This is a genomic window from Streptomyces sp. NPDC048416 (assembly GCF_043200435.1).
GTDB lineage: Bacteria > Actinomycetota > Actinomycetes > Streptomycetales > Streptomycetaceae > Streptomyces.
In genome coordinates this window covers 194,407-214,890 of the sequence record NZ_JBICXU010000011.1, presented here as the reverse complement: position 1 = coordinate 214,890, position 20,484 = coordinate 194,407, and the positions used below count along the sequence as shown (strand labels likewise).

Sequence of the window (20,484 nt, the reverse complement as noted above, 5' to 3'; positions counted from 1 at the left end):
CCCTAGGCCGCGCAGCAACATGAGGGGTCGCCCGCCGTCTTCTGCTTGGTGCAGACCATCTTCCTGCCTCTCGTCGCGGCCCCCGCTGTAGGGACCCTGCCCCCGATGTAGGGGTTCGACGTCATGATGACCCAGCCATTTCGCCATCGCGACCACATTTACGGCGCCCCTCTCCGCGGGCTCTTCGGTGGATCCCCCGTAAACGCTTGGTGGACGCTCAGTTGGCCCCGAACAGGGCGAGCAGTTCCGTCTTGCCGAACATCCGGGCGGTGTCGACCGCGGAGGGCGTTCCGGCAAAAGGATCGGCTCCGCCGACGAGCAGCGCCTTGATCACGGCGTCCTCGCCCTTGAAGACGGCGCCCGCGAGCGGCGTCTGGCCGCGGTCGTTGGCCCGGTCGGCCTCGGCGCCACGGGCCAGCAGGACCGAGACCGCCCCGGCGTGCCCGTGGTAGGCGGCGAGCATCACGAGGGAGTCGCCGCGGTCGTTGGTGAGGTTCGCGGGCACCCCGGCGTCGACGTACGCGGCGAGCGCGTCGGCGTCCCCCTGACGGGCCAGCTGGAAGACCTTGGCCGCCAGGTCGACCACCTCGGGATCCAGATCCTCACTCATCGGAAAACTCCTTAGGGGCAACGGAACAGACCCGCACGGCGACAGAGCCGTACGAGTGAATCGACAGGGTACTGCCCGGCGGGCGACATGACGGGGTGCGTCGGCGGCAAAGATCACCGCGCGTGACGGGTTCGCGCCCCCGACGGCCGCACAGTGTCCCGCCCCGAGCGGCTTTTCATATCCGCCACTCCAGTGAAATTGCCAGAGTTTCACCCATTTGCACCTTTTATCGCATAGATACTTCCTGTGAGCCTGGAAGAACTCATGGTGACCGTCCCCATCGACCAGGAGAACCCAAATGATCCTGTCCATCTCAGGCGTGGTGCTGCTCGGAATCATCTGCTTCCTCTTCTTCAAGAAAGACGGACTCAAGGCTTCGCACGCGCTCGTGTGCTCGCTCTTCGGCTTCTATCTCGCGGGTACCGCCATCGCCCCGAGCATCACGGCCGGAGGCGCGAGCCTCGCCAGCCTGCTGGGCGGGATCAAGTTCTGACCTCCCGCTGTCCTCCGTACGACGGCAGACATCACGGCAGACACCTCAGCGGACACAACTCCAGGAGAACGACGTGGCCCGGCGACCGCTCCCCCGCATCCTGAGCAGCAGCAGCGCATCCATCGTTCGCAGCCGCGAGATCGCGCGCACGGCCGCCGACAGTGCCACCGACGTCCTCCATCCGCTCATCACGATCAGCCGCGGCCTGCGGCTGATCATCGCCGCCCTGCGCGGCAAATGGGCCGCCACTCCCAAGGAACGGCGTAGTCCCGCGCTGTTCCTCACGGCGGCCGTGGTCCTGGTCGTCGCGCTCATCCCGTACGGGCCGCTCCTGGCCCTGATCACGGTGATGGGCGCGGCGGGCTGGAAGGGCCGCGAGAAGCCGGTCGTCAAGACCGGCCCCGACGACACGGAGCTCGCCCGCCTCCAGGCCCTGTACGAAGCGCTCGTGCCCTACTTCTCCGTGCCGGAGGACCCGAACCCGCTCTTCGCGCACGGCGGCGAATGGGACAGGGCCTTCAGCGAATTCGCCTTCGACGACGACGGCCGGATCACCCGGCTCCGGGTGCGTTATCCGGCGTACTTCACGGACGGCGAGGCCGACGCGCGCGCCCGCATCGAACAGCTGCTGCACGCCAAGTCCGGCCGCGGCCGCGAGTACCACTTCGCCTGGGACCAGGAGGGCAACCAGCTCGACCTGAGCGTCCTGGGCGCGCTGCCCACCTCGATCGCCGCCCAGCGCTTCGTGACCTCCCCCGGCGAGACCGTCCTCGGCTTCACCGACGCCGACGCCGTGCAGCGCAGGGTCCCGGTGATTGCGGGCGAGGAGAGCCAGGACGCCCCGCCGGTGATCTGGCGCACGGGGCCCCGCTCCACCGAACCCCACCTCCTGGTGGCAGGCCGGCCCGGCGCGGGCACCACGACCCTGCTCCGCTCCATCGCGCTCCAGGCCCTCAAGGACGGCGACCTGCTGATCGTGGAGGGCAGCGGGACCGGTGAGTACGCCTGCTTGACCGGGCGTCCGGGCGTGCTGGCCGTGGAGTGCGGGCTCGCCGGGGCGCTGGCCACCCTGGAATGGGCCTCGCACGAGACCGAGCGCCGGCTGATCTCGGCGAACCGCGCCCGCCAGGCGGGCCACCCGGCCCCCGAGGACACCAGGCGCCCGCTGTGGATCCTGCTCGACCGCCCCAGCGTGCTCGCCGACCTGGCCGCCGCCGACGGCCGCACCGACCCGCAGCACCTGCTCCAGGTCCCGCTGCGGCACGGGCGGTCCGCCGGGGTGACGGTCGTGGTGGCAGAGCAGTTCGACACCCTGGACGACCTGTCCGAGCCCGTACGCTCCCACACCCGGGCCCGCGTGGTCCTCGGCCCGGCCTCACGCGACCAGGTCGCGTCGGTGCTCGGCGTCCCCCCGCACACCACGCCGACCCCCGACGCCCCGCCGGGCCGCGGCTATGCCCGCCTCGGCACCGGGCCCGTCCTGCGCCTCCAGGTCCCGGCGACTCCCGACCCGTACGACGAGGCGACGACGGAGGCCCACCGCCAGGCCGTCCTCGACCTTCTCCCGGCCCGCGACGAGCCGGTGGAGGCCAGGCTCATGGAGAAGCAGACGAACGGCGGGGAAGCCACCCTCACCGGGACGGTCCCGCCGGAGGCGGCCGCGCCCGACAGGGCCCGTGCGGGCGCGGCGCCCGTGGAGGCCGTCCCGGCCGAGGGGTGAGGGGTAAGGGGGCGAGGGGCGAGGGGGTGGCCGGTCAGGCCACGAACGTGCGCGGCTGCTCCGCGCCCCCCGAGCCGCCACCCGTCTCCACCAGCCGAGCCGCCGCCGCCAGCCGCGCGGCGGCCTCGTCGGCGACCGGGCCGCTCACCGTGAACGGCAGCCGTACATACCCCTCGAAGGCGCCGTCGACCCCGAAGCGGGGCCCGGAGGGCACCCGCACCCCGACCCGTTCACCGACCTCGGCCAGGCGGGATCCCGAAAGACCGCCCGTACGGACCCACAGTGTGAGACCGCCGCGCGGCACGTCGAACTCCCAGTCGGGCAGCTCCCGGCGCACCGCAGTGACCAGGGCGTCGCGGTTCTCCCGGGCCTGGACGCGGCGGAGCTCCACTGCCTGCTCCCAACCACCCGTCTCCATCAGCCAGTTGACGGCAAGCTGCTCAAGCACCGGAGTACCCAGATCGGCGTACGCGCGGGCGGCCACGAGGGAGCGGATGATGTCGGGAGCGGCCCGCACCCAGCCGATGCGCATGCCCGCCCAGAACGCCTTGCTCGCCGAACCGACGGTCAGCACCGTGGCACCCGCCGGGTCGAAGGCACAGACCGGGCGCGGCATGTCGAGGTCCTGGTCGAGCCACAGCTCACTCATCGTCTCGTCGACGACGAGCACGGTGCCGGCCGAGCGGGCGGCGTCGACGAGCCGGCGCCGCTGGTCCTCGTCGGCGAGCGCGCCGGTGGGGTTGTGGAAGTCGGCGACGACATAGGCGAGCCGGGGCGCGGCATCCCTGAGCACCTGGCGCCAGCGCGGCAGGTCCCAGCCGGTCAGCCCCTCGGCCATGGCGATCGGCACGAGCCGGGCGCCCGCCTCGCGCATGAGCTGAAGGATGTTGGCGTACGACGGTGACTCGACGGCAATGCGTTCACCCCGGCCGGCGAAGAGGTGACAGATGGCGTCCATCGCCCCCATGGCACCCGTCGTGACCATGATCTGTTCGGGCATCGTCGGGATGCCGCGCGCGGTGTAGCGCTCGGCGAGCATCCGGCGCAGCGCCGGCAGGCCCGCCGGATAGTCGCCGTGCGTGTGGGCGTACGGAGGCAGCTCTTCCAGGGCGCCCTGCACCCCCCGGGTCAGCCACGGTTCGGGAGCGGGCAGGGCCGCGCAGCCCAGGTCGATCATCGAGCCGAGCGACTCGGGCGGGAGTGGTTCGAGCCCCCGGCCCGGCAGCGGGTGCCCCGCGGGAACGGCGGTCCAGCTGCCGGCGCCGCGCCGCGATTCGAGGAATCCCTCGCCGCGCAGCGCCTCGTAGGCGGCGGCGACGGTGGTGCGGCTCACCGACAGGGCGAGGGCCAGTTCCCGCTCGGCGGGCAGCCGGGCGGCGGCCGGGACACGCCCTTCGAGCACCAGCAGCCGGATCCCGTCGGCAAGCGCCCGGTAGGCGGGCGGCTTGCGCAGCCCGGCGCCGACCGGGCGCGGCTGCTGCGCCTTGAGCTGGCGGGCGAGCTGGGCAGGCCCGATCGCCGAGGTCCACTGCGCCATGAAGTCAGTCCACCTTCCCGGAATTGGCCATGGGACAGGTCCATTTTCCGGCCTCAGAGTGTCATGAGCCAGTCCACCACCATCACCCCGGGGGCGCCACCTTGTCCACGCACATCATCCAGAGGCTGCTGCGGCTGTACGTCGGTCTCGCTCTGTACGGCATCAGTTGCGGACTGATGGTGTGCGGCGGGCTCGGCCTCCAGCCGTGGGGCGTACTGAACCAGGGCATCGCCCGGCACACCGGTCTCTCCATCGGCACGGTGTCCATCATCGTCGGGGCCGCTGTGCTCCTGCTGTGGGTGCCCCTGCGGCAACGGCCCGGGCTCGGCACCGTCTCCAATGTGGTCGCGATCGGCGTCTTCATGGACGGCACCCTCGCCGTCGTGCCCGACGTGCGCGGTCTGCCCGCCCAGATCGCGCTGACCGTCGCCGCCGTCGTCTGCAACGGCGCGGCCACCGGCCTGTACATCTCGGCGCGCTTCGGGCCGGGCCCGCGCGACGGCCTGATGACCGGGCTGCACAAGGCCACGGGGCGCTCGATCCGGCTGGTGCGTACGTCACTTGAGACGGCCGTGGTGGCGACCGGGTTCCTGCTCGGCGGCTCACTCGGCGTGGGCACGGTCCTGTACGCGCTGGCGATCGGGCCGCTCGCCCAGTTCTTCCTGCGGATCTTCGCACTCCCGGACCGGGTCGCGTCCACGCCCTCGCTGCCGGGCGCCGCCGTCGAGGTAGCGCTCCCGGACCGGGGCGCGCCCTCACCCTCGCTGCCGGGCGCCGCCGTCGAGGTGCCCGCGCCGTCGCGCGCGATACTTCCGGGGTGACTCGCGTACGCCACCCCTATCTGAACCATCCCGCGCCGATCCCGTTCGCCCACCGGGGCGGCGCGGCGGACGGCATCGAGAACACCGCCGCCGCGTTCGCCCGGGCCGCCGCGGCCGGATACCGGTACTTCGAGACCGATGTGCACACCACCGCCGACGGGCGCCTCGTGGCCTTCCACGACGACACGCTCGACCGGGTCACCGACGCCCGCGGCCGGATCGCCGACCTGCCCTGGGCCGAGGTCGAGCGGGCGCGGGTCGCCGGCCGTGAGCCGCTGCCGCTCTTCGAGGACCTGCTGGACGCGTTCCCCGAGGCCCGCTGGAACGTCGACCTCAAGGCCGAGTCGGCGCTCGTCCCCCTCGTCGACCTGATCCGCAGGACCGGCGCGTGGGACCGGATCTGCGTCGGCTCGTTCTCGGAGGCCCGGGTCGCCAGGGCGCACCGGCTCGCGGGACCGCGCCTCGCCACGTCGTACGGCGTGCGGGGCGTGGCCGCGCTGCGACTGCGTTCGTACGGCCTCCCCGTACCGCTGCGCCCGGGCGCCGTCAGCGCCCAGGTCCCCGAGAGCCAGAGCGGCGTGCCCGTCGTGGACCGTCGCTTCGTGCGGACGGCGCACGCCCTTGGCCTGCAGGTCCACGTGTGGACGATCAACGATCCCGCGCGGATGAGGGCGCTGCTCGACCTTGGCGTGGATGGCATCATGACCGATCATCTGGAGACACTGCGCACGGTACTGACCGACCGGGGAGCCTGGCACTGACCCCCGGCGGCCACCGCTCGCGTACGAACACGAGCGAGGGGGCGCGGGTTGAACGCGGAATCCATGGGCGAGGTGGACCGGGCGGATCCGGTGGACGGCGGGGCCGACCCGCTGGTCCGGGCGGACCGGACAGGCCGCGCGGACCCGGCGGACCGGACAGGCCGCGCGGACCCGGCGGACCGGACGGGCCGCGCGGACCCGGCGGACCGGGTGGAGGGCCCTCCGGCCGGCGCGGCCGAACGCAAGCGGGAGCAACGCGGCTGGTATTTCTACGACTTCGCGTGCTCGGTGTACTCGACGAGTGTGCTCACGGTGTTCCTCGGCCCCTATCTGACGTCGATCGCCAAATCGGCGGCGGACGCCGACGGGTTCGTGCATCCTCTCGGCGTCCCGGTGCGGGCGGGCTCCCTCTTCGCGTACGCGGTGTCCGCCTCGGTGATCTTCGCGGTGATCCTCATGCCGATCGTGGGCGCCGCGGCGGACCGCAGCGGCCGCAAGAAGCCACTCCTGGCGGCGGCCGCCTACACCGGCGCGGCCGCCACGGCCGGGATGTTCTTCCTGGACGGCCAGCGCTATCTGCTCGGGGCGGTGCTCCTGATCGTCGCGAACGCGTCGCTCTCGGTCTCGATGGTCCTCTACAACGCCTATCTGCCGCAGATCGCCGGCCCCGAGGAGCGCGACCAGGTCTCCTCGCGGGGCTGGGCCTTCGGTTACACCTCGGGCGCCGGCGTGCTCGTCCTCAACCTCGTCCTCTACTCGGGGCACGACAGCTTCGGGGTGTCGGAGTCGACCGCGGTACGGATCTGCCTGGCGTCGGCGGGGGTCTGGTGGGGCGCGTTCACGCTGGTGCCGCTGCGGCGGCTGCGCGACCGCAAGGTGGCGGTGTCGGCGGCCGAGGGCAGGGTCGGGGCGGGCTGGCGGCAGTTGATCTCGACGCTGCGGGACATGCGGGCCAGACCGCTGACCCTCGCCTTCCTCCTGGCGTACCTCATCTACAACGACGGCGTGCAGACGGTGATCTCACAGGCCTCGATCTACGGGTCCGAGGAGCTCGGCCTGGACCAGAACACCCTCATCGTGGCCGTACTCCTCGTGCAGATCCTGGCCGTGGCGGGCGCGCTGGGGATGGGGCGCCTGGCGCGGACCCACGGCGCCAAGCGGACCATCCTCGGCTCGCTCGCGGTCTGGGCGGCGATCTTGGGGATCGGCTTCTTCCTGCCGGCCCACCGGCCCGTCCTCTTCTTCGTCCTCGCGGCGGCGATCGGCACGGTGCTCGGCGGCAGCCAGGCCCTGTCGAGGTCGCTCTTCTCACACATGGTCCCCAGCGGCAAGGAGGCCGAATATTTCTCGGCCTACGAGATGAGCGACCGCGGGCTGAGCTGGCTGGGGCCATTGGTGTTCGGTCTCGCGTACCAGCTGACCGGGAGCTATCGGGATGCGATCATCTCGCTGGTGGTGTTCTTCGCGGTCGGATTCGTGCTGCTCGCCCGGGTGCCGGTGCGAGCCGCCGTGGCTGCCGCGGGGAACCCTGTTCCGGCGCGGATTTAGACGTTGAAGTGAAAGGCCGGTAGTGTACGCCTTTGGCCTGCCAGGCGGACCGTTACTGCGTGCTCGTACTGAGAAGACGCTGGGTGACATCTGCTGCCAGATGTGACAAACCGGTCACTGGTGGGTACAACAAGGGGCGGCACGACGGCGACGCATGACCCAGAACGGGAATCTTTACCGCCGACCGGACGTTGACCGGATGACGACGACAGTGACACCTGTCCTGTGGGCGACAAGCCCGGGAGGCACGATTCATGAGTGAGCGAGCTCTTCGCGGCACGCGCCTCGTGGTGACCAGCTACGAGACCGACCGCGGCATCGATCTGGCCCCGCGCCAGGCCGTGGAGTACGCATGCGAGAAGGGACATCGCTTTGAGATGCCCTTCTCGGTGGAGGCGGAGATTCCGCCGGAGTGGGAGTGCAAGGTCTGCGGGGCCCCCGCACTCCTGGTGGACGGCGACGGCCCTGAAGAGAAGAAGGGCAAGCCTGCGCGTACGCACTGGGACATGCTCATGGAGCGGCGCACCCGCGAGGAGCTGGAGGAGGTTCTGGCCGAAAGGCTGGAGGTCCTTCGTTCCGGCACCATGAACATTGCCGTGCATCCGCGCGACAGCCGCAAGTCCGCCTGATCGCGCAGTTCGGCGATACAGCACATCAACAGCTGAGGGCCGGTCACACCACCTGGTGTGACCGGCCCTCAGCTGTGTTCGGGACCAGCTGTGTTCGGGACCAGCTGTGTTCGGGACCAGCTGTGTCCTGGACGGCCGCGTCGCTCATGCCGGGCACGGGGCGTCGAGGGCGCGGCCGGGGGCTGGATGCCCTCGGCATGTGGGGCGCGAGGCCCGGAGCTCAGCGCGTCAGTGGCGGGCGCGGGCCGAGGTCGTCGTACGGCGGGTAGGAGGCCGAGGCGTCGTTCCTGACGACCTCGCCCTGGACGACCTTGCCGTCGGGACGGCGGATACGGGCCTGCTGGAAGGCGTCGCCGAGGCCTCCGGCGCGCATGCGCTTGTCCAGCGAGCGCTCGGCGAAGCGGGCCACGGACTTCCGTACCGGCGGAAGCAGGAGGAGCAGCCCCACCGCGTCGGAGACGAACCCCGGAATGATCAGGAGCAGCCCGGCCAGCATGGTCAGGGCGTTGCCCTCGCTGCCGGACTTCGCGGCGGGGGCGGCGCCGCCCGACTGCTGCTGCCTGACCGTCTCGGTGAGGTTGCGAAAGGCCCGGCGCCCGGCCCGTTTGATGACGTAGCCGCCGAGCAGCAGGCCACCGATGATCAGCAGCAGCACCGTGAGCCCGTTGGTGGCCCCGGCCACCACGGTGAGCAGCCAGATCTCCAGGACCAGCCAGGCGGCGATCCCCAGGGGTACGAAGGTGCGTGCGCGCGAGCGCTTGGGAACTGTCGGAGGCGGAGTGCCGGTCGTCATGCTCCCAGTGTGCCTGGGAGCCGATCCGGATGGCGTAAGGAGAGGATCAGTACGCCCTGGTCATGGGGCCGCCTTCGGCCGACCGGCGGCCCCGGCTCACGAGGGCGTCCCGGCCGGCCGTCGGCCGAAGGCGGCCGGCGAGCGCCGGTGGCAGCCGGTACGGCAGGCCGTGCCGGCCCGCGCGGCCACGGCTCAGGAGGGCTTGCGGCCCAGGAGCTTGTTGGCGCGTGCGCCGACTCCCCAGGCGGTGACCCGCCACAGCGCCTCGACCAGGATGTCGTTGCTCATCTTGGAGTCGCCGCGCTCGCGCTCGACGAACGTGATGGGCACCTCGACCACATGGAATCCGGCGCCGACCGCCCGGCGGGCGAGGTCGACCTGGAAGCAGTACCCGGCGGAGGCGACCTCGTCGAGACCGAGGCCTTCAAGCGTCTCCCGGCGGAAGGCGCGGTAGCCGCCGGTGACGTCACGGATGGGGACGCCGAGCAGCAGACGGGAGTAGGTGGAGCCGCCGCGCGAGATGTACTCGCGGTACTTGGGCCAGTTCACGATCCGGCCGCCCGGCACCCAGCGCGAGCCGAGCACCAGGTCGGCGCCCTTGAGGGCGGTGAGCAGCCGGGGCAGTTCCTCGGGCTGGTGGGAGCCGTCCGCGTCCATTTCGACCAGGACGCCGTAGTCGTGCTCGATGCCCCAGCGGAAGCCGGCCAGGTAGGCGGCGCCGAGGCCTTCCTTGCCCTGGCGGTGCAGCACGTGCACCTGATCGTCCTGCGCGGCGAGCTCGTCCGCGAACTTGCCCGTGCCGTCGGGGCTGTTGTCGTCGGCGACCAGAACGTGGGCCTCGGGGACCGCCGCCCTGACGCGGGCGACGATCGGCTTGATGTTCTCCGCCTCGTTGTAGGTCGGAATGATCACCAAGGCTCTGCCCAGCGGGCCGTACCGCCTCTGACCGCCGTCGTTCACTGCTGCCCCTTATTGTCCGTACGCAAGGGTCCACCATAGCGAGCGGTCGCGATCGGGCCGTACCGCGAGGGTGGGTGGTGCCGGATGCGCCCGGATGGCAGTGGGGATCCGCCGGAATGCCGGGAGTGCGCAGCACGGTTCGGTACCGGGGCCCGGCGCCCTTCGGGCCGACCTGGGGCCCGCTGGCTGCGGGTCGACCGAGAGCCGTTGTCTACTGAGCGTCCGGGCCCCACCCGGGTCGCACCGTCCCGCGAGCCCGCAGGGGGCAGGGGGGACACCCTTCCGGCTGAAACCTTCCCTCGCCCCCGAGGCGCGGGCGCTGAACCTGGCTGCCAGTGGTGGTGCGCCGGTGCGACACACCACCCCATGACCCAGCGGCGTTCGACGACTGCGTGGAGGTTCAACCGGTCGGACGTCCTGTGGTGGACTCGGCCGAACCTACCGGCCCCTGGGCGCTTCCTGTCAACAGCCCATTGAGCTGCGACGTTTTTTCAAATCACCAGGTCAGCGCCGAAGATCCGCAGGTCGTGGCGATGCCGTGACGGCTGCCCGCCGATGGGACGAAATGTCCCCATGTCACTCGTTCGGACGCGCGAATACCGTTCGTCCGAACACCACCGTGCGCAGGCACACCGGCAGCTCGGCTCCCGGCGTGAGGTCGGGCAGGCCCGGGGTGCCCGAGCGCGGGTCGGTGGACCAGCGGGCGACCCGGTCGTCGGGCGCCTGGACCACGAGGTCGGCGGCCCGCCACACGGCGTAGTCGGCCGGGGCCCCGGGGACCAGGATCCCCGCGTCGTCGCGCCCGAGCGCGCGCCAGCCGCCCCGGGTGTGGGCGGTGAAGGCGGCACGGGCCGAGACCCGGTGCTCAAGGGTGCGGTGGAACGCCGCCGCACGGACGGTCTCCCACGGGCCGAGCGGGGTCACCGGTGCGTCGGAGCCGAACGCCAGCGGCACCCCGGCCCGCAGCAGGGCCGCGTACGGGTTGAGGGTGCGGGCCCGCTCGACGCCGAGCCGTTCGGCGTACATGCCCTGCTCGCCGCCCCACAGCGCGTCGAAGGCGGGCTGCACGGCGGCGGTGAGGCCGAACTCGGCGAGGGCGGCGATGGTGGCGGGGGTCAGCATCTCGGCGTGCTCGACGCGGTGCCTTGCGGCCCGGACGCGGGCGAGCCCCACCCGCTCGGCGGCGGCCCTGACCCCGTCGACGACGGCGCTGACGGCGGCGTCGCCGATGGCGTGGAAGCCCGCCTGGATCCCGGCCTCGGTGCACGCGGCCACATGGGCGGCCACGTCGTCGGCGTCGAGGTGGCCGGTGCCGGTGCCCGGGGCGTCGGCGTAGGGGGCGTGCAGGCAGGCGGTGTGCGAGCCGAGCGAGCCGTCCACGAAGAGGTCACCGGCCGCGCCGACCGCACCGAGTTCGCGGATGCGATCGGCGTCCTTGGCGCCTTCGACGCGTTCGGCCCAGTACCCGAAGACCCGCGGCCCCGCCCCGTGGCGAGCCAGCGCGAGCAGCGAGGTGAAGTCGTCCTCGTCGGAGATGTCGGGGCCGCCGCATTCATGGAGGGAGCCGATGCCGAGCGAGGCGGCCCGCTCAAGCGCCGCGCGCTGGGCCTCGGTGCGCTGGCGCGCGGTGATCGCGCCGTGCGCGGCCGCCCGCACCGCGTGGTGAGCGGCGCCGTCCAGCGGCTCGCCGTCGCGGTATCCGGCCAGGTCGCGTACGCCGGGAACCAGGTCGAGCAGGGCGGTGGTCACGACCGCGGAGTGGACGTCGATGCGCGGCAGGTAGAGGGGGCGCCCCCCGGTGGCCGCGTCGAGCTCCGCACGCGAAGGGTGGCGCCGCTCGGGCCAGCGCGCCGCGTCCCAGCCCCCGCCGAGCAGCACCCGGTCGTCGGGGCGTGCCGCGGCGTGGGCGCGCACCGCCTCCAGTGCCTCGGCGAGCGTGCGGGCCGTCGACAGGTCGAGGCCGGTCAGAGCGAGGCCCGTGGCGGTGGTGTGCACATGTGCGTCGGTGAACGCGGGGGTGACGAGGGCGCCTTCGAGGTCGACGACCTCGTCGACACCACCGGCGAAGGCGTCCGCGGCGCCCTCCGAGCCGACCCAGGCGACGTGTCCGCGTTCGACGACCATCGCGGTGGCGAAGGGGTCGGCGGGGCTGTGGACGTCGCCGCCGCGCAGCAGGACGGTGCGGTGGGGGGTCTCTTCGGGTGCGGAACTCGCGGAACTCATGAAGGACAGCCTAGATATGCGGCGGCCGTGCCTCGTACGGGGTCGACAGGACGACGGTCGTACGGGTCGAGACGCCGGCCAGGGTGCGGATGCGGGTCAGCAGATGTTCAAGGGCCAGCGGGGACGCCACCCGGACCTTGAGGATGTAGTTCTCCTCCCCCGCCACGCTGTGGCAGGCCTCCAGCTCCGGCACGTCCGCCAGGCGCTCCGCGATGTCGTCGGGGGCGCTGGGGTCGAAGGGCTTGACCGAGATGAACGCGGTCAGCGGCAGGCCCACCGCCTCGGGGTCCACGACGGCGGCGTAGCCGCGGATGACCCCGCGCTGTTCGAGGCGGCGTACCCGCTGGTGCACCGCCGATGTGGACAGGCCGGTGGCCTTGCCCAGGTCGGTGTAGCTCATCCGCCCGTCCTTGACGAGCAGCTCCACGATCTGACGGTCCAGCTCCTCCATGGCGCTCAACCTATTGCCCCGGGTCGCCTCCGGCACAGTCGGGCGGCGCCGGAACGGGCATCTGCGGGCGGCATGTGACGAACACCACAGGTTTGGCGCGGGCCCGGCATGGATGGGGCGGTTACCGCCATGGCCTGGCGGGAAGTGCTTGCTTTGGTCGTGGCCATGGCGCAATGCCGGCCCACCCGAGGGGGAGTGTCCCAATGCAGAATCCCAAGCGCACCGGACGTACGGAACGCGAACGCGGCGAACCGGAGCCTGTCGATATCGCCGGACTCATCGACGACGACTCGCTCGACGCGTACGACACCTTCGAGATGTACCGGGTGCTCTGCCCGGACTGCGCCCAGCCGATCGCGCTGCTCGCCGACGAGGACGTCCTGCCCGAGCACGCGCTGTGCCCGAGCCCGTGGAATCCGTTCGTGCTGACCGTGTGCGCCGGGACCGGGCGCCACGCCGGGGACGCGCAGGCCGCCGACGCGTCGCTCGACGTCCAGGAGCAGGACACCGCGCTGCTGCTGACGCTCCCGCAGGAGCTCGACTGGCGCACCCAGCCCTTCTCGCACGTCGGCGGCCCGGGCTCGCGTCCGGTGCGCGTGCCGCAGATGCGCCGCGCGGCCTGAGCGCACGCGGTACGGACCGGACGCCACCGCGGACGTCATCGCGGGCGCGTCCGGCCGGCGACCGTTCAACTCCAGTACGTACCCCGCACCATGGCCGCCAGGCTCGCCCGGTGCAGGATCAGCGCGTCCGGGTCCCCGGGCGGTTCGGCCTCGCCGAAATACAGCTGGCGGTAGGCGATCCGCAGCATGACCACCGCGTGCCGCAGCGCCGCGTAGAGGGTGTGGAACTCCATGTGGCGCGGGGTGTGCCCGGTGAGCTCCGCGTAGCGCCGCTCGATGTCGTCGCGCCGCAGGAAGTCCGGGAGGCCGGGCAGGCCGAAGCTCACCGTGAGGTCCTGGAAGAAGCGGTGCAGGTAGACGGTCCAGCCGAGGTCGAGTTCGCGGGGGCCGCAGGCGGCCATCTCCCAGTCGAGGACGGCCGCGGGCTCGAATGCGTCGTAGATGATGTTCCCGATGCGGGCGTCGCCCCAGCAGAGCACCGAAGGGCCCTCGTCGTCGGGCCAGTGCGCGTCGAGCCAGTCGAAGGCCGCCTCGATGAGGGGTGAGCGCGGGGGCCCGTCAACCACCCATGCGTAGTACTCCCGTTGGGCCGCGACATGGCGGCTCAGCGCGGACCCGTTGCCGTTCGGCAGCAGGAACTCGGCCTTTCCGGGCGGGAATTGATCGTGGAGCCGCGCGATGACGCCGACGCTGGCGTCCTGGAGGCGGGCGCGCTCGGCGTCGTCGGCGGCGTGCAGCCAATTCCCCTCGTACGTATAGGGCATGACGTCCGGTGGTACGCGTCCCTCGGCCCGGTCCATCACGAAGAACGGCGCCCCGAGCGGCGCGGGGTCCTCTTCGAGCCAGCGCACCCGTGGCACGGGCACGTCGGTGTGTTCGGCGACCAGCCGCATCACGCGGTGCTGACGGGCCATGTCGTACACGGGGAAGACGGTGTATGCGGCCGGGTCGGCGGCGAGCCGCAGGGCGCAGGCGCGTACGGGGGTGTCAGGGTGCTCGATGTCGAAGAGCAGGGTCTCGCTGGACATGCCGTTGGAGGACGGCACCCGGATGCCGGTGACGCGGGCGCCGGGCAGCCGGACGTCGAGCCAGGCGGCGAGACGGCGCCCGACCTCCTCGGGGTCACGGGTGGAGGTGCGGGGGCGGGGCGCGGTGGCCAAGGCGATGCTCCCTTCACGACGGACGGGCGGCTGGGTCAGCGGGCGACGGAGGTGTGATCGGCGAACCCGCTGGGGTCGTGGCGGCCGAAGCTGCCGTGCTCGAAGATCCCGTAACCGGTCCGGCCGTCCAGCGTGAAGCGCGCGGCGTGGTCGGTGACGCCGTAGGCCGCCATGCGGTGGGCGGACGGGTCGGACAGGTCGTAGACCTGGCGGTCGGTCCAGCCCCGGCCCTGCCAGGTGCCGTGCTGCCAGCCGTCGGACGGCGGATAGCCGGCGCCGACGGCGAGGGGCGAGGAGGCGAGGATGTCGACGCCGAGTTCGAGGGGTTTGCGGGACTGGTCGGTGAGGTGGATGACCGCGCGCTCGGGGTGGCGGGTGCCGGGGCGGTAGGTGATGTCGGCCTGGGGCCAGCCGAGTTGGGCGTCGCGGTGGCCCTCGCGCACGAGTACGGCCTCGTTGAGGCTGCGGTAGCCGTCGGCGTCCTCCTGGGCGATGACCATGACGAACCGGTCGTCGAACCTGGCCGGCACCCAGAGCCAGTGGAAGCCATCGGGCCGGTACTCGTCGCCCCGCCCGGCCTCCTCGCCGGGGATGGGCCGCACCCCCCAACTGCGGTCGCGTGTCCCGGTCCACTCCCCCGCGGTGACCGGAATCTCCTCGCCGCCGACGCGGATCAGGCCGGTGCAGTGCCCGGCCTGCACGAACCGCCGCCCCTCAAGGGTCAGCCGGTCCCCCTTGCGCTGCACATGGTGCGGCTCCCAGAGCGCGGGAAAGTCCGCGTTCCAGACGACGTCGTACGCAAGTGAACTCGGGTCGTCCGGATCGGGAGCGCAGTGCAGGGAGAGGCGGCGCAGCGGGGTGTCGACGGTGATCGTCAGGGGGCCGACGCTCAGGTTCATCCGGTCGTCCGTGAGGGCGTCGGAGGCACGGACGGCGTGCAGGCGGTCGCCGACGCGGAGGGTGGCGTACGCGTCGATCACCCCGGTGTTGGGGTAGACCCCGAGCCCCGCGATGAGCAGGGCTCGGCCCTGGTGGTCGAAGACGTGGAAGATGCAGCGGTCGTAGGCGTTGCGGTCGCCGGTCGCGACGTGGGCCATGGAGAGGGGGACCTGGTGGACGGGGTACTCGTCGAGGGGGATGGGGCGGTTGTTGGACATGGACAACCTCCGGTCCGGCGCGGGGATCTGACGGTACGTCAGCCATCTTCCCGAGGCCATACCCCGGCCCCCTCATGCACCAGGGTGAGCCGAACCCCCTGGGGCTCCGCCCCAGACCCCGTTCGCGCCTGAAGGGCGCTCGTCCTCGATCGCCGGACGGGCTGAAGATGCCGATGCAGGCCGGCACCGGGCAGTCCCCGGACAGGGTGAGGGGGCGCACCCCGGGCGGCCTACAGGGGCGCGAGGAACCAAGACACCCGCCCACAAACCACCGGGGCGGGCTGGGGATGTCCACGCCGACCGGGACCGAGTAGCCCCCAATCGCCGGACAGACTGGGGTAGGGACACCCCTGCCGGCCGGCCCCAAGTAGTCAGGGGCGCGGGGAACTGCGCGACCAGCCACACGCGGCCCGCACCCTCAAACCCAACCCCAGTTCCCACCCCGAACCCCGAGCACACCGGAAAGACAGGGGCGCGGGGGCCACCCCGTACGCACTCCCGAATCCCCACACCGGTGACCGCCCCGCCACACCCCGCGTTGCCCAACCATGAGCTTGCTTTATTCGAGCGCCTCCGGCCGCGGCCGGCGCCGCCGTGTGGCCCCGTTCGAACCCGGCCCCGTACACCGGCCGACGGCCACCGAATCGGTTCTGCGGTCCGTGGATCCGCCCATCTACCAGTCCCTGCTGCGGCATTGGGCGAGCACGGGGCGGACCCTGCCGGGGCGCCGCGACCAGGAGTGGGCCCGGATCGTGGCGGCCCCGGTGTGGCCCGGGCGCGGGCCGACGGGGGTCAGCGGGTCTCAGGACCCGCGAGGTGACGCGCGATGACCATCCGCTGGATCTGGTTCGTGCCCTCCACGATCTGGAGCACCTTCGCCTCGCGCATGAAACGCTCGACCGGGAAGTCGGCCGTGTAGCCGTACCCGCCGAGTACCTGCACCGCGTCCGTGGTCACCCGCATCGCCGCGTCCGTGCAGAACAGCTTGGCCATCGCTGCCTGGCGGGAGAAGGGGCGCCCGGCGTCGCGGAGCCTGGCCGCGGCCAGGTACAGCGCGCGCCCCGCCTCGATCTGGGTCGCCATGTCCGCCAGCATGAAGCGCAGGCCCTGGAAGTCGGCGATGGGCCGGCCGAACTGCTGCCGCCCGGTCGCATACGCGACGGCCTCGTCGAGCGCGGCCTGGGCGACGCCGATCGCGCAGGCGGCGATGCCGAGCCGGCCGGAGTCGAGCGCGGAGAGCGCGATCGCGAAACCCTGGCCCTCTTCGCCGATGCGGCGGGCGTCGGAGACACGTACGCCGTCGAAGTGGAGCTGGGCGGTGGGCGAGCCCTTCATGCCCATCTTCTTCTCGGGCACGGCGGGCGAAAGACCCGCGGCGTCGCCGGGGACGAGGAAGGCCGAGATGCCACGGGCGCCCTCGCCGCCCGTGCGGGCCAGCACGGTGTAGAAGTCGGCGATCCCGCCGTGGGTGATCCAGGCCTTGGTGCCGGTGATGACCCAGTCCGAGCCGTCCCGCACCGCCTTGGTGCGCAGCGAGGCGGCGTCGGAGCCGGAAGCCGGCTCCGAGAGGCAGTACGCGCCGAGCAGGCCGCCGCCGAGCATGGCGGGCAGGTGCTCGCTCTGCTGCTCCTTGGTGCCGTAGCCGGCGAGGGCGTGGCAGGCCAGCGAGTGGACGCTCACACCGAGGCCGACCGTGAGTCGGGCAGAGGCGAGCTCTTCCAGTACCTGGAGGTAGACCTCGTAGGGCTGGTCGCCCCCGCCGAACTCGGCGTCGTACGGAAGGCCGAGCAGTCCTGATGCGGAGAGCAGGGTGAAGATCTCGCGCGGGAAATGGCCGGCATCCTCCTGCGCGGCGGCCTGCGGCGCGATCTCCCGCTGGACGATGTCGCGCACCAGCGTGACAAGGTCCCGGGCCTCTTCGGTGGGCAGCTGTCGTTCCACCGGCTGCGGGGCACGGTCGGGCATGGCGCGCTCTCCTCCCTGTCGGGCGCTACGGCGGACGCACGCGCAGGGTGTGGCGGCGCCGCCGGTGACTCTGCTCTACGGCCGTTACCTTCCCTTCCGGGTCACAGAAGTAGCAGGCGGGCGGCCGTGGCGCTGTGAGTATGCCCGATCGGACGCGTCGCGTCACTGGCTCCAAGATCACGATTTCCCCCGGGCCGCGCGCCGGGCGGCGTCCCGGAATTGGTCACTCCGGAGTTGGTCCGCACCATTGACCGCACTGGTCTAGTCCTTCTAGCGTTCCCTTCAACGACTTAGTGCGTTCATGTCAAAGCAGTCGTGCCCACTCCACTCTCCCCTCCCCACGAGGAGATCGCGATGCTCGGACCCCGTCCCCCACACCCCCGCCTCAGGACCCTCGTCGTCGCCGCGTGCACCGCCGCGCTCGGCGTCACCCTGCTCACCGGCGCCGGCAGCGCCGCCGCCTCCCCCGAGAAAGCGCCGGACGCCCCGCAGGCCCGCCAGGCCGCCGCGGCCGGCTCCAAGGTGGTCGGGTATTTCACCGACTGGGGCGTCTACCAGCGCAATTACCACGTCAAGAACATCGAGACCTCGGGCTCGGCCGCCAGACTGACCCACATCAACTACGCGTTCGGCAACGTCACCGGCGGCAAGTGCGCCATCGGCGACGCGTACGCCGACTACCAGAAGACCTATGACGCCGCCTCCAGCGTCGACGGCACCGCCGACACCTGGGACCAGCCGGTCGCGGGCAGCATCAACCAGCTCCGCGAGCTCAAGAAGAAGCATCCGGGGCTCAAGGTGCTCTGGTCGTTCGGCGGTTGGACCTGGTCGGGCGGTTTCGCCGAGGCGGCCAAGAACCCGGCCGCGTTCGCCTCCTCCTGCTACAACCTGGTCGAGGACCCGCGCTGGGCGGATGTCTTCGACGGCATCGACATCGACTGGGAGTACCCCAACGCCTGCGGTCTGTCCTGCGACACCAGCGGGCGCGAGGCCTTCAAGAACCTTCTGGCGGCGCTCCGTTCGAAGTTCACAGGCTCCCGCCTGGTCACGGCCGCCATCAGCGCCGACGGATCGTCCGGCGGCAAACTCGACGCCACCGACTACGCGGGCGCGGCCCAGTACGTCGACTGGTACAACCCGATGACGTACGACTTCTTCGGCGCGTGGGCCGCCAAGGGCCCGACCGCCCCGCACTCCCCGCTGACCTCCTACAACGGCATCCCCACACAGGGCTTCACCACCGACGCGGCCATCCAGAAGCTGAAGGGGCTCGGCGTCCCGCCGGGCAAGCTCCTGCTCGGCATCGGGTTCTACGGGCGCGGCTGGACCGGCGTGACGCAGAAGACCCCCGGGGGCGCCGCGACAGGGCCCGCGGCCGGCACCTACGAGCAGGGCATCGAGGACTACAAGGTGCTCAAGACCAAGTGCCCGGCCAACGGCACGGTCGCGGGCACGGCGTACGCCTCCTGCGGCACGGACTGGTGGAGCTACGACACTCCCGCCACCATCGCCGGGAAGATGACCTACAAGAACAACCAGGCGCTCGGCGGGACCTTCGTGTGGGAGCTGAGCGGCGACACCAGCAACGGTGAGCTCATCAAGTCCATTCACTAGCACGGGAGTCGAGGGGGCGGGCGGCCGCGGCCACCCGCCCCCTCGGCGCGTCTAGGACGGTTCGGGCGAGGGACAGGACGGCTCGAACTCCTCGATGGTGTCCAGGGTGCGCCGCAGCGTCCGCACCAGCAGGTCGCGCACCGTGTCGCGCGGCGGCTCCAGGGTGGCAAGCCAGTCGAGGGTGACGCTCTCCACGCCGCCCATCCAGCCGAGCAGCGCAAGCCGGGCGAGCGCCGGTATGGTCCGGGTGCCGTACGCGCCTTCGGCGATGGTGGCGATCAGCTCCTCGCGCACCGCGTCCCGGATGGCCTGCACCTGGGTGTCGAAACCGACGCCGCCGGTGACGATCGTGCGGTACGCCGCCTGATGATGCTCGGCGTACCGGAGGTAGCCGTCCACCGTGCGCTGCGCCCGTTCGGCGCGCGGCAGGTCGGTGTCGCTCCCCGCGCGCGACACCAGGTCGGCGACCGAGTCCTCGACGATGGCCAGGTAGTAGCCCCGTTTGGACTTGAAGTAGTAGTAGATCAGGCCCTTGGCCACCCCCGCCTGCTTGGCGATGTCGTCCATCGAGAGTGCGTCGTACGAGGTGTCGGCGAACAACTTCCGCCCGGTCGCGATGAGTTCGGAGCGACGCGCCTGGGATCTCTCGGTCGTTCCGCCCTGTTGACTATTATTCAAATTCGGCCCTAGTCTCCAACTGCCGCAGGATGCCCGCAGTATGGCAGACCTGCTTGCGCACTCCCCCTGCACCGCCTCGTCGAAGGTTCGCCGGATCGTACGGGAGGTTCACGTGAGCGCAGCCGGACGGCCGTTGGCCGAAGGAAGAACAGCCTGGAGGAAGACGGCGGTCGTCGCCCTGCCGGCGGTCGTCGCGGTCGGGATCATGGCCCAGGTCATGGCCGAGGGCGCGCTCGCCGCGTCGTTCGCGGTCTCCGGAACGAGCTTCCAGGTCTCGTCGGGGAAGCTGACCAGTTCGGGGCTCTCCTCGTTCGTGGGGACCGACAAGTCCGTCGACGGGAAGGGCCACCCGGTGGCGCTGCTCGGCATCGGCGACGCCAGGCTCAGCGACATCTGCCAGTCCGCCGAGGTGGGTACCCCGCTGGGAACGGTCGTCTTCAAGCTGACGGCGGGCGGCGACGCGGGCGAGGTGACCGCGAGCAACCTGGTCATCGACGGCGAGGACCTGGTGGGTGACGCCCGCTTCGGCACGGCCGAGATCGGCCGGGACGCCTCAACCCTGGACGCCGTCAAGGGAGTTCATGGCGAGCCGGGCAAGTTCGGTCTCCAGGCCGGGGACATCGAGGTCGACGGAGTGAGGTCGCACGCCTGGTCGGCGACCGGCGGCGACTTCCGGCTGAAGGGGATGAGGGTCGATGTGAGCATCGGCGGCAAGAAGTGCTTCTGAGACGACTGAACCTG

19 protein-coding genes are annotated in these 20,484 nt (G+C 71.6%); 9 read left to right on the top strand and 10 right to left on the bottom strand.

The window, feature by feature from the left end:
- Positions 1-217: 217 nt before the first annotated feature.
- Complete coding sequence (locus tag ACGFW5_RS17255; protein ID WP_393835050.1) at positions 218-610, bottom strand: ankyrin repeat domain-containing protein; 393 nt, start codon at positions 608-610, stop codon at positions 218-220.
- 298 nt (positions 611-908) lie between these two features.
- On the opposite strand from ACGFW5_RS17255, the gene ACGFW5_RS17250 reads away from it, so the two are divergent.
- Positions 909-1,103, top strand: a complete 195-nt coding sequence (locus ACGFW5_RS17250) for a hypothetical protein (RefSeq protein WP_114038102.1) — start codon at positions 909-911, stop codon at positions 1,101-1,103.
- 73 nt (positions 1,104-1,176) lie between these two features.
- Positions 1,177-2,823 carry a hypothetical protein gene (locus ACGFW5_RS17245; protein WP_393835049.1) on the top strand — a complete coding sequence of 549 codons (1,647 nt, stop codon included), beginning with the start codon at positions 1,177-1,179 and terminating at the stop codon, positions 2,821-2,823.
- A 34-nt stretch (positions 2,824-2,857) separates the two neighbouring features.
- On the opposite strand, the gene ACGFW5_RS17240 is transcribed toward ACGFW5_RS17245, so the two are convergent.
- A complete protein-coding gene (locus tag ACGFW5_RS17240) occupies positions 2,858-4,360 on the bottom strand; it encodes a PLP-dependent aminotransferase family protein (protein WP_393835048.1) in 1,503 nt (500 codons plus the stop codon).
- A 176-nt stretch (positions 4,361-4,536) separates the two neighbouring features.
- Between ACGFW5_RS17240 and ACGFW5_RS17235 the strand changes: the two genes are divergently transcribed.
- The 4 genes from ACGFW5_RS17235 (at position 4,537) to ACGFW5_RS17220 (ending at position 8,119) form a co-directional block, all read left to right on the top strand.
- A complete protein-coding gene (locus ACGFW5_RS17235; RefSeq protein WP_393835085.1) occupies positions 4,537-5,181 on the top strand; it encodes a YitT family protein in 645 nt (214 codons plus the stop codon).
- Entirely contained in the window at positions 5,178-5,942 is a 765-nt protein-coding gene (locus tag ACGFW5_RS17230; RefSeq protein WP_393835047.1) for a glycerophosphodiester phosphodiesterase, read from the top strand. Before ACGFW5_RS17235 ends, ACGFW5_RS17230 begins: the two co-directional genes overlap by 4 nt.
- Positions 5,943-5,990: 48 nt before the next feature.
- On the top strand, positions 5,991-7,490 hold the full coding sequence (locus tag ACGFW5_RS17225; protein WP_393835046.1) for an MFS transporter: 1,500 nt from the start codon (positions 5,991-5,993) through the stop codon (positions 7,488-7,490).
- 254 nt (positions 7,491-7,744) lie between these two features.
- Positions 7,745-8,119 carry an RNA polymerase-binding protein RbpA gene (locus tag ACGFW5_RS17220; protein WP_053724453.1) on the top strand — a complete coding sequence of 125 codons (375 nt, stop codon included), beginning with the start codon at positions 7,745-7,747 and terminating at the stop codon, positions 8,117-8,119.
- Positions 8,120-8,339: 220 nt separating this feature from the next.
- On the opposite strand, the gene fxsA is transcribed toward ACGFW5_RS17220, so the two are convergent.
- The 4 genes from fxsA to ACGFW5_RS17200 form a co-directional block, all read right to left on the bottom strand.
- Complete coding sequence (fxsA, locus tag ACGFW5_RS17215) at positions 8,340-8,912, bottom strand: FxsA family membrane protein (protein ID WP_393835045.1); 573 nt, start codon at positions 8,910-8,912, stop codon at positions 8,340-8,342.
- A 192-nt stretch (positions 8,913-9,104) separates the two neighbouring features.
- Positions 9,105-9,872 (bottom strand): polyprenol monophosphomannose synthase, encoded by a 768-nt coding sequence (locus ACGFW5_RS17210; RefSeq protein ID WP_393835044.1) that lies wholly within the window; start codon positions 9,870-9,872, stop codon positions 9,105-9,107.
- A 576-nt stretch (positions 9,873-10,448) separates the two neighbouring features.
- A complete protein-coding gene (locus tag ACGFW5_RS17205; protein WP_393835043.1) occupies positions 10,449-12,095 on the bottom strand; it encodes an amidohydrolase in 1,647 nt (548 codons plus the stop codon).
- A gap of 10 nt (positions 12,096-12,105) precedes the next feature.
- Entirely contained in the window at positions 12,106-12,546 is a 441-nt protein-coding gene (locus ACGFW5_RS17200) for an Lrp/AsnC family transcriptional regulator (protein ID WP_393835042.1), read from the bottom strand.
- A gap of 203 nt (positions 12,547-12,749) precedes the next feature.
- Between ACGFW5_RS17200 and ACGFW5_RS17195 the strand changes: the two genes are divergently transcribed.
- Entirely contained in the window at positions 12,750-13,169 is a 420-nt protein-coding gene (locus tag ACGFW5_RS17195; protein WP_393835041.1) for a hypothetical protein, read from the top strand.
- A 65-nt stretch (positions 13,170-13,234) separates the two neighbouring features.
- On the opposite strand, the gene ACGFW5_RS17190 is transcribed toward ACGFW5_RS17195, so the two are convergent.
- The 3 genes from ACGFW5_RS17190 to ACGFW5_RS17180 form a co-directional block, all read right to left on the bottom strand.
- The gene (locus ACGFW5_RS17190; RefSeq protein WP_393835040.1) at positions 13,235-14,329 is read right to left on the bottom strand and encodes a phosphotransferase family protein; all 1,095 of its coding nucleotides are present in this window, start codon (positions 14,327-14,329) and stop codon (positions 13,235-13,237) included.
- 35 nt (positions 14,330-14,364) lie between these two features.
- Positions 14,365-15,486 carry a hypothetical protein gene (locus ACGFW5_RS17185; protein WP_393835039.1) on the bottom strand — a complete coding sequence of 374 codons (1,122 nt, stop codon included), beginning with the start codon at positions 15,484-15,486 and terminating at the stop codon, positions 14,365-14,367.
- A 792-nt stretch (positions 15,487-16,278) separates the two neighbouring features.
- Positions 16,279-17,451 carry an acyl-CoA dehydrogenase family protein gene (locus tag ACGFW5_RS17180; protein WP_393835038.1) on the bottom strand — a complete coding sequence of 391 codons (1,173 nt, stop codon included), beginning with the start codon at positions 17,449-17,451 and terminating at the stop codon, positions 16,279-16,281.
- Positions 17,452-17,805: 354 nt separating this feature from the next.
- On the opposite strand from ACGFW5_RS17180, the gene ACGFW5_RS17175 reads away from it, so the two are divergent.
- Positions 17,806-19,065, top strand: a complete 1,260-nt coding sequence (locus tag ACGFW5_RS17175) for a glycoside hydrolase family 18 protein (protein WP_393835037.1) — start codon at positions 17,806-17,808, stop codon at positions 19,063-19,065.
- A gap of 51 nt (positions 19,066-19,116) precedes the next feature.
- On the opposite strand, the gene ACGFW5_RS17170 is transcribed toward ACGFW5_RS17175, so the two are convergent.
- Positions 19,117-19,743 carry a TetR/AcrR family transcriptional regulator gene (locus ACGFW5_RS17170; RefSeq protein WP_393835036.1) on the bottom strand — a complete coding sequence of 209 codons (627 nt, stop codon included), beginning with the start codon at positions 19,741-19,743 and terminating at the stop codon, positions 19,117-19,119.
- Between the two features lie 112 nt (positions 19,744-19,855).
- On the opposite strand from ACGFW5_RS17170, the gene ACGFW5_RS17165 reads away from it, so the two are divergent.
- A complete protein-coding gene (locus ACGFW5_RS17165; RefSeq protein ID WP_393835035.1) occupies positions 19,856-20,470 on the top strand; it encodes a DUF6230 family protein in 615 nt (204 codons plus the stop codon).
- Positions 20,471-20,484: the final 14 nt, after the last annotated feature.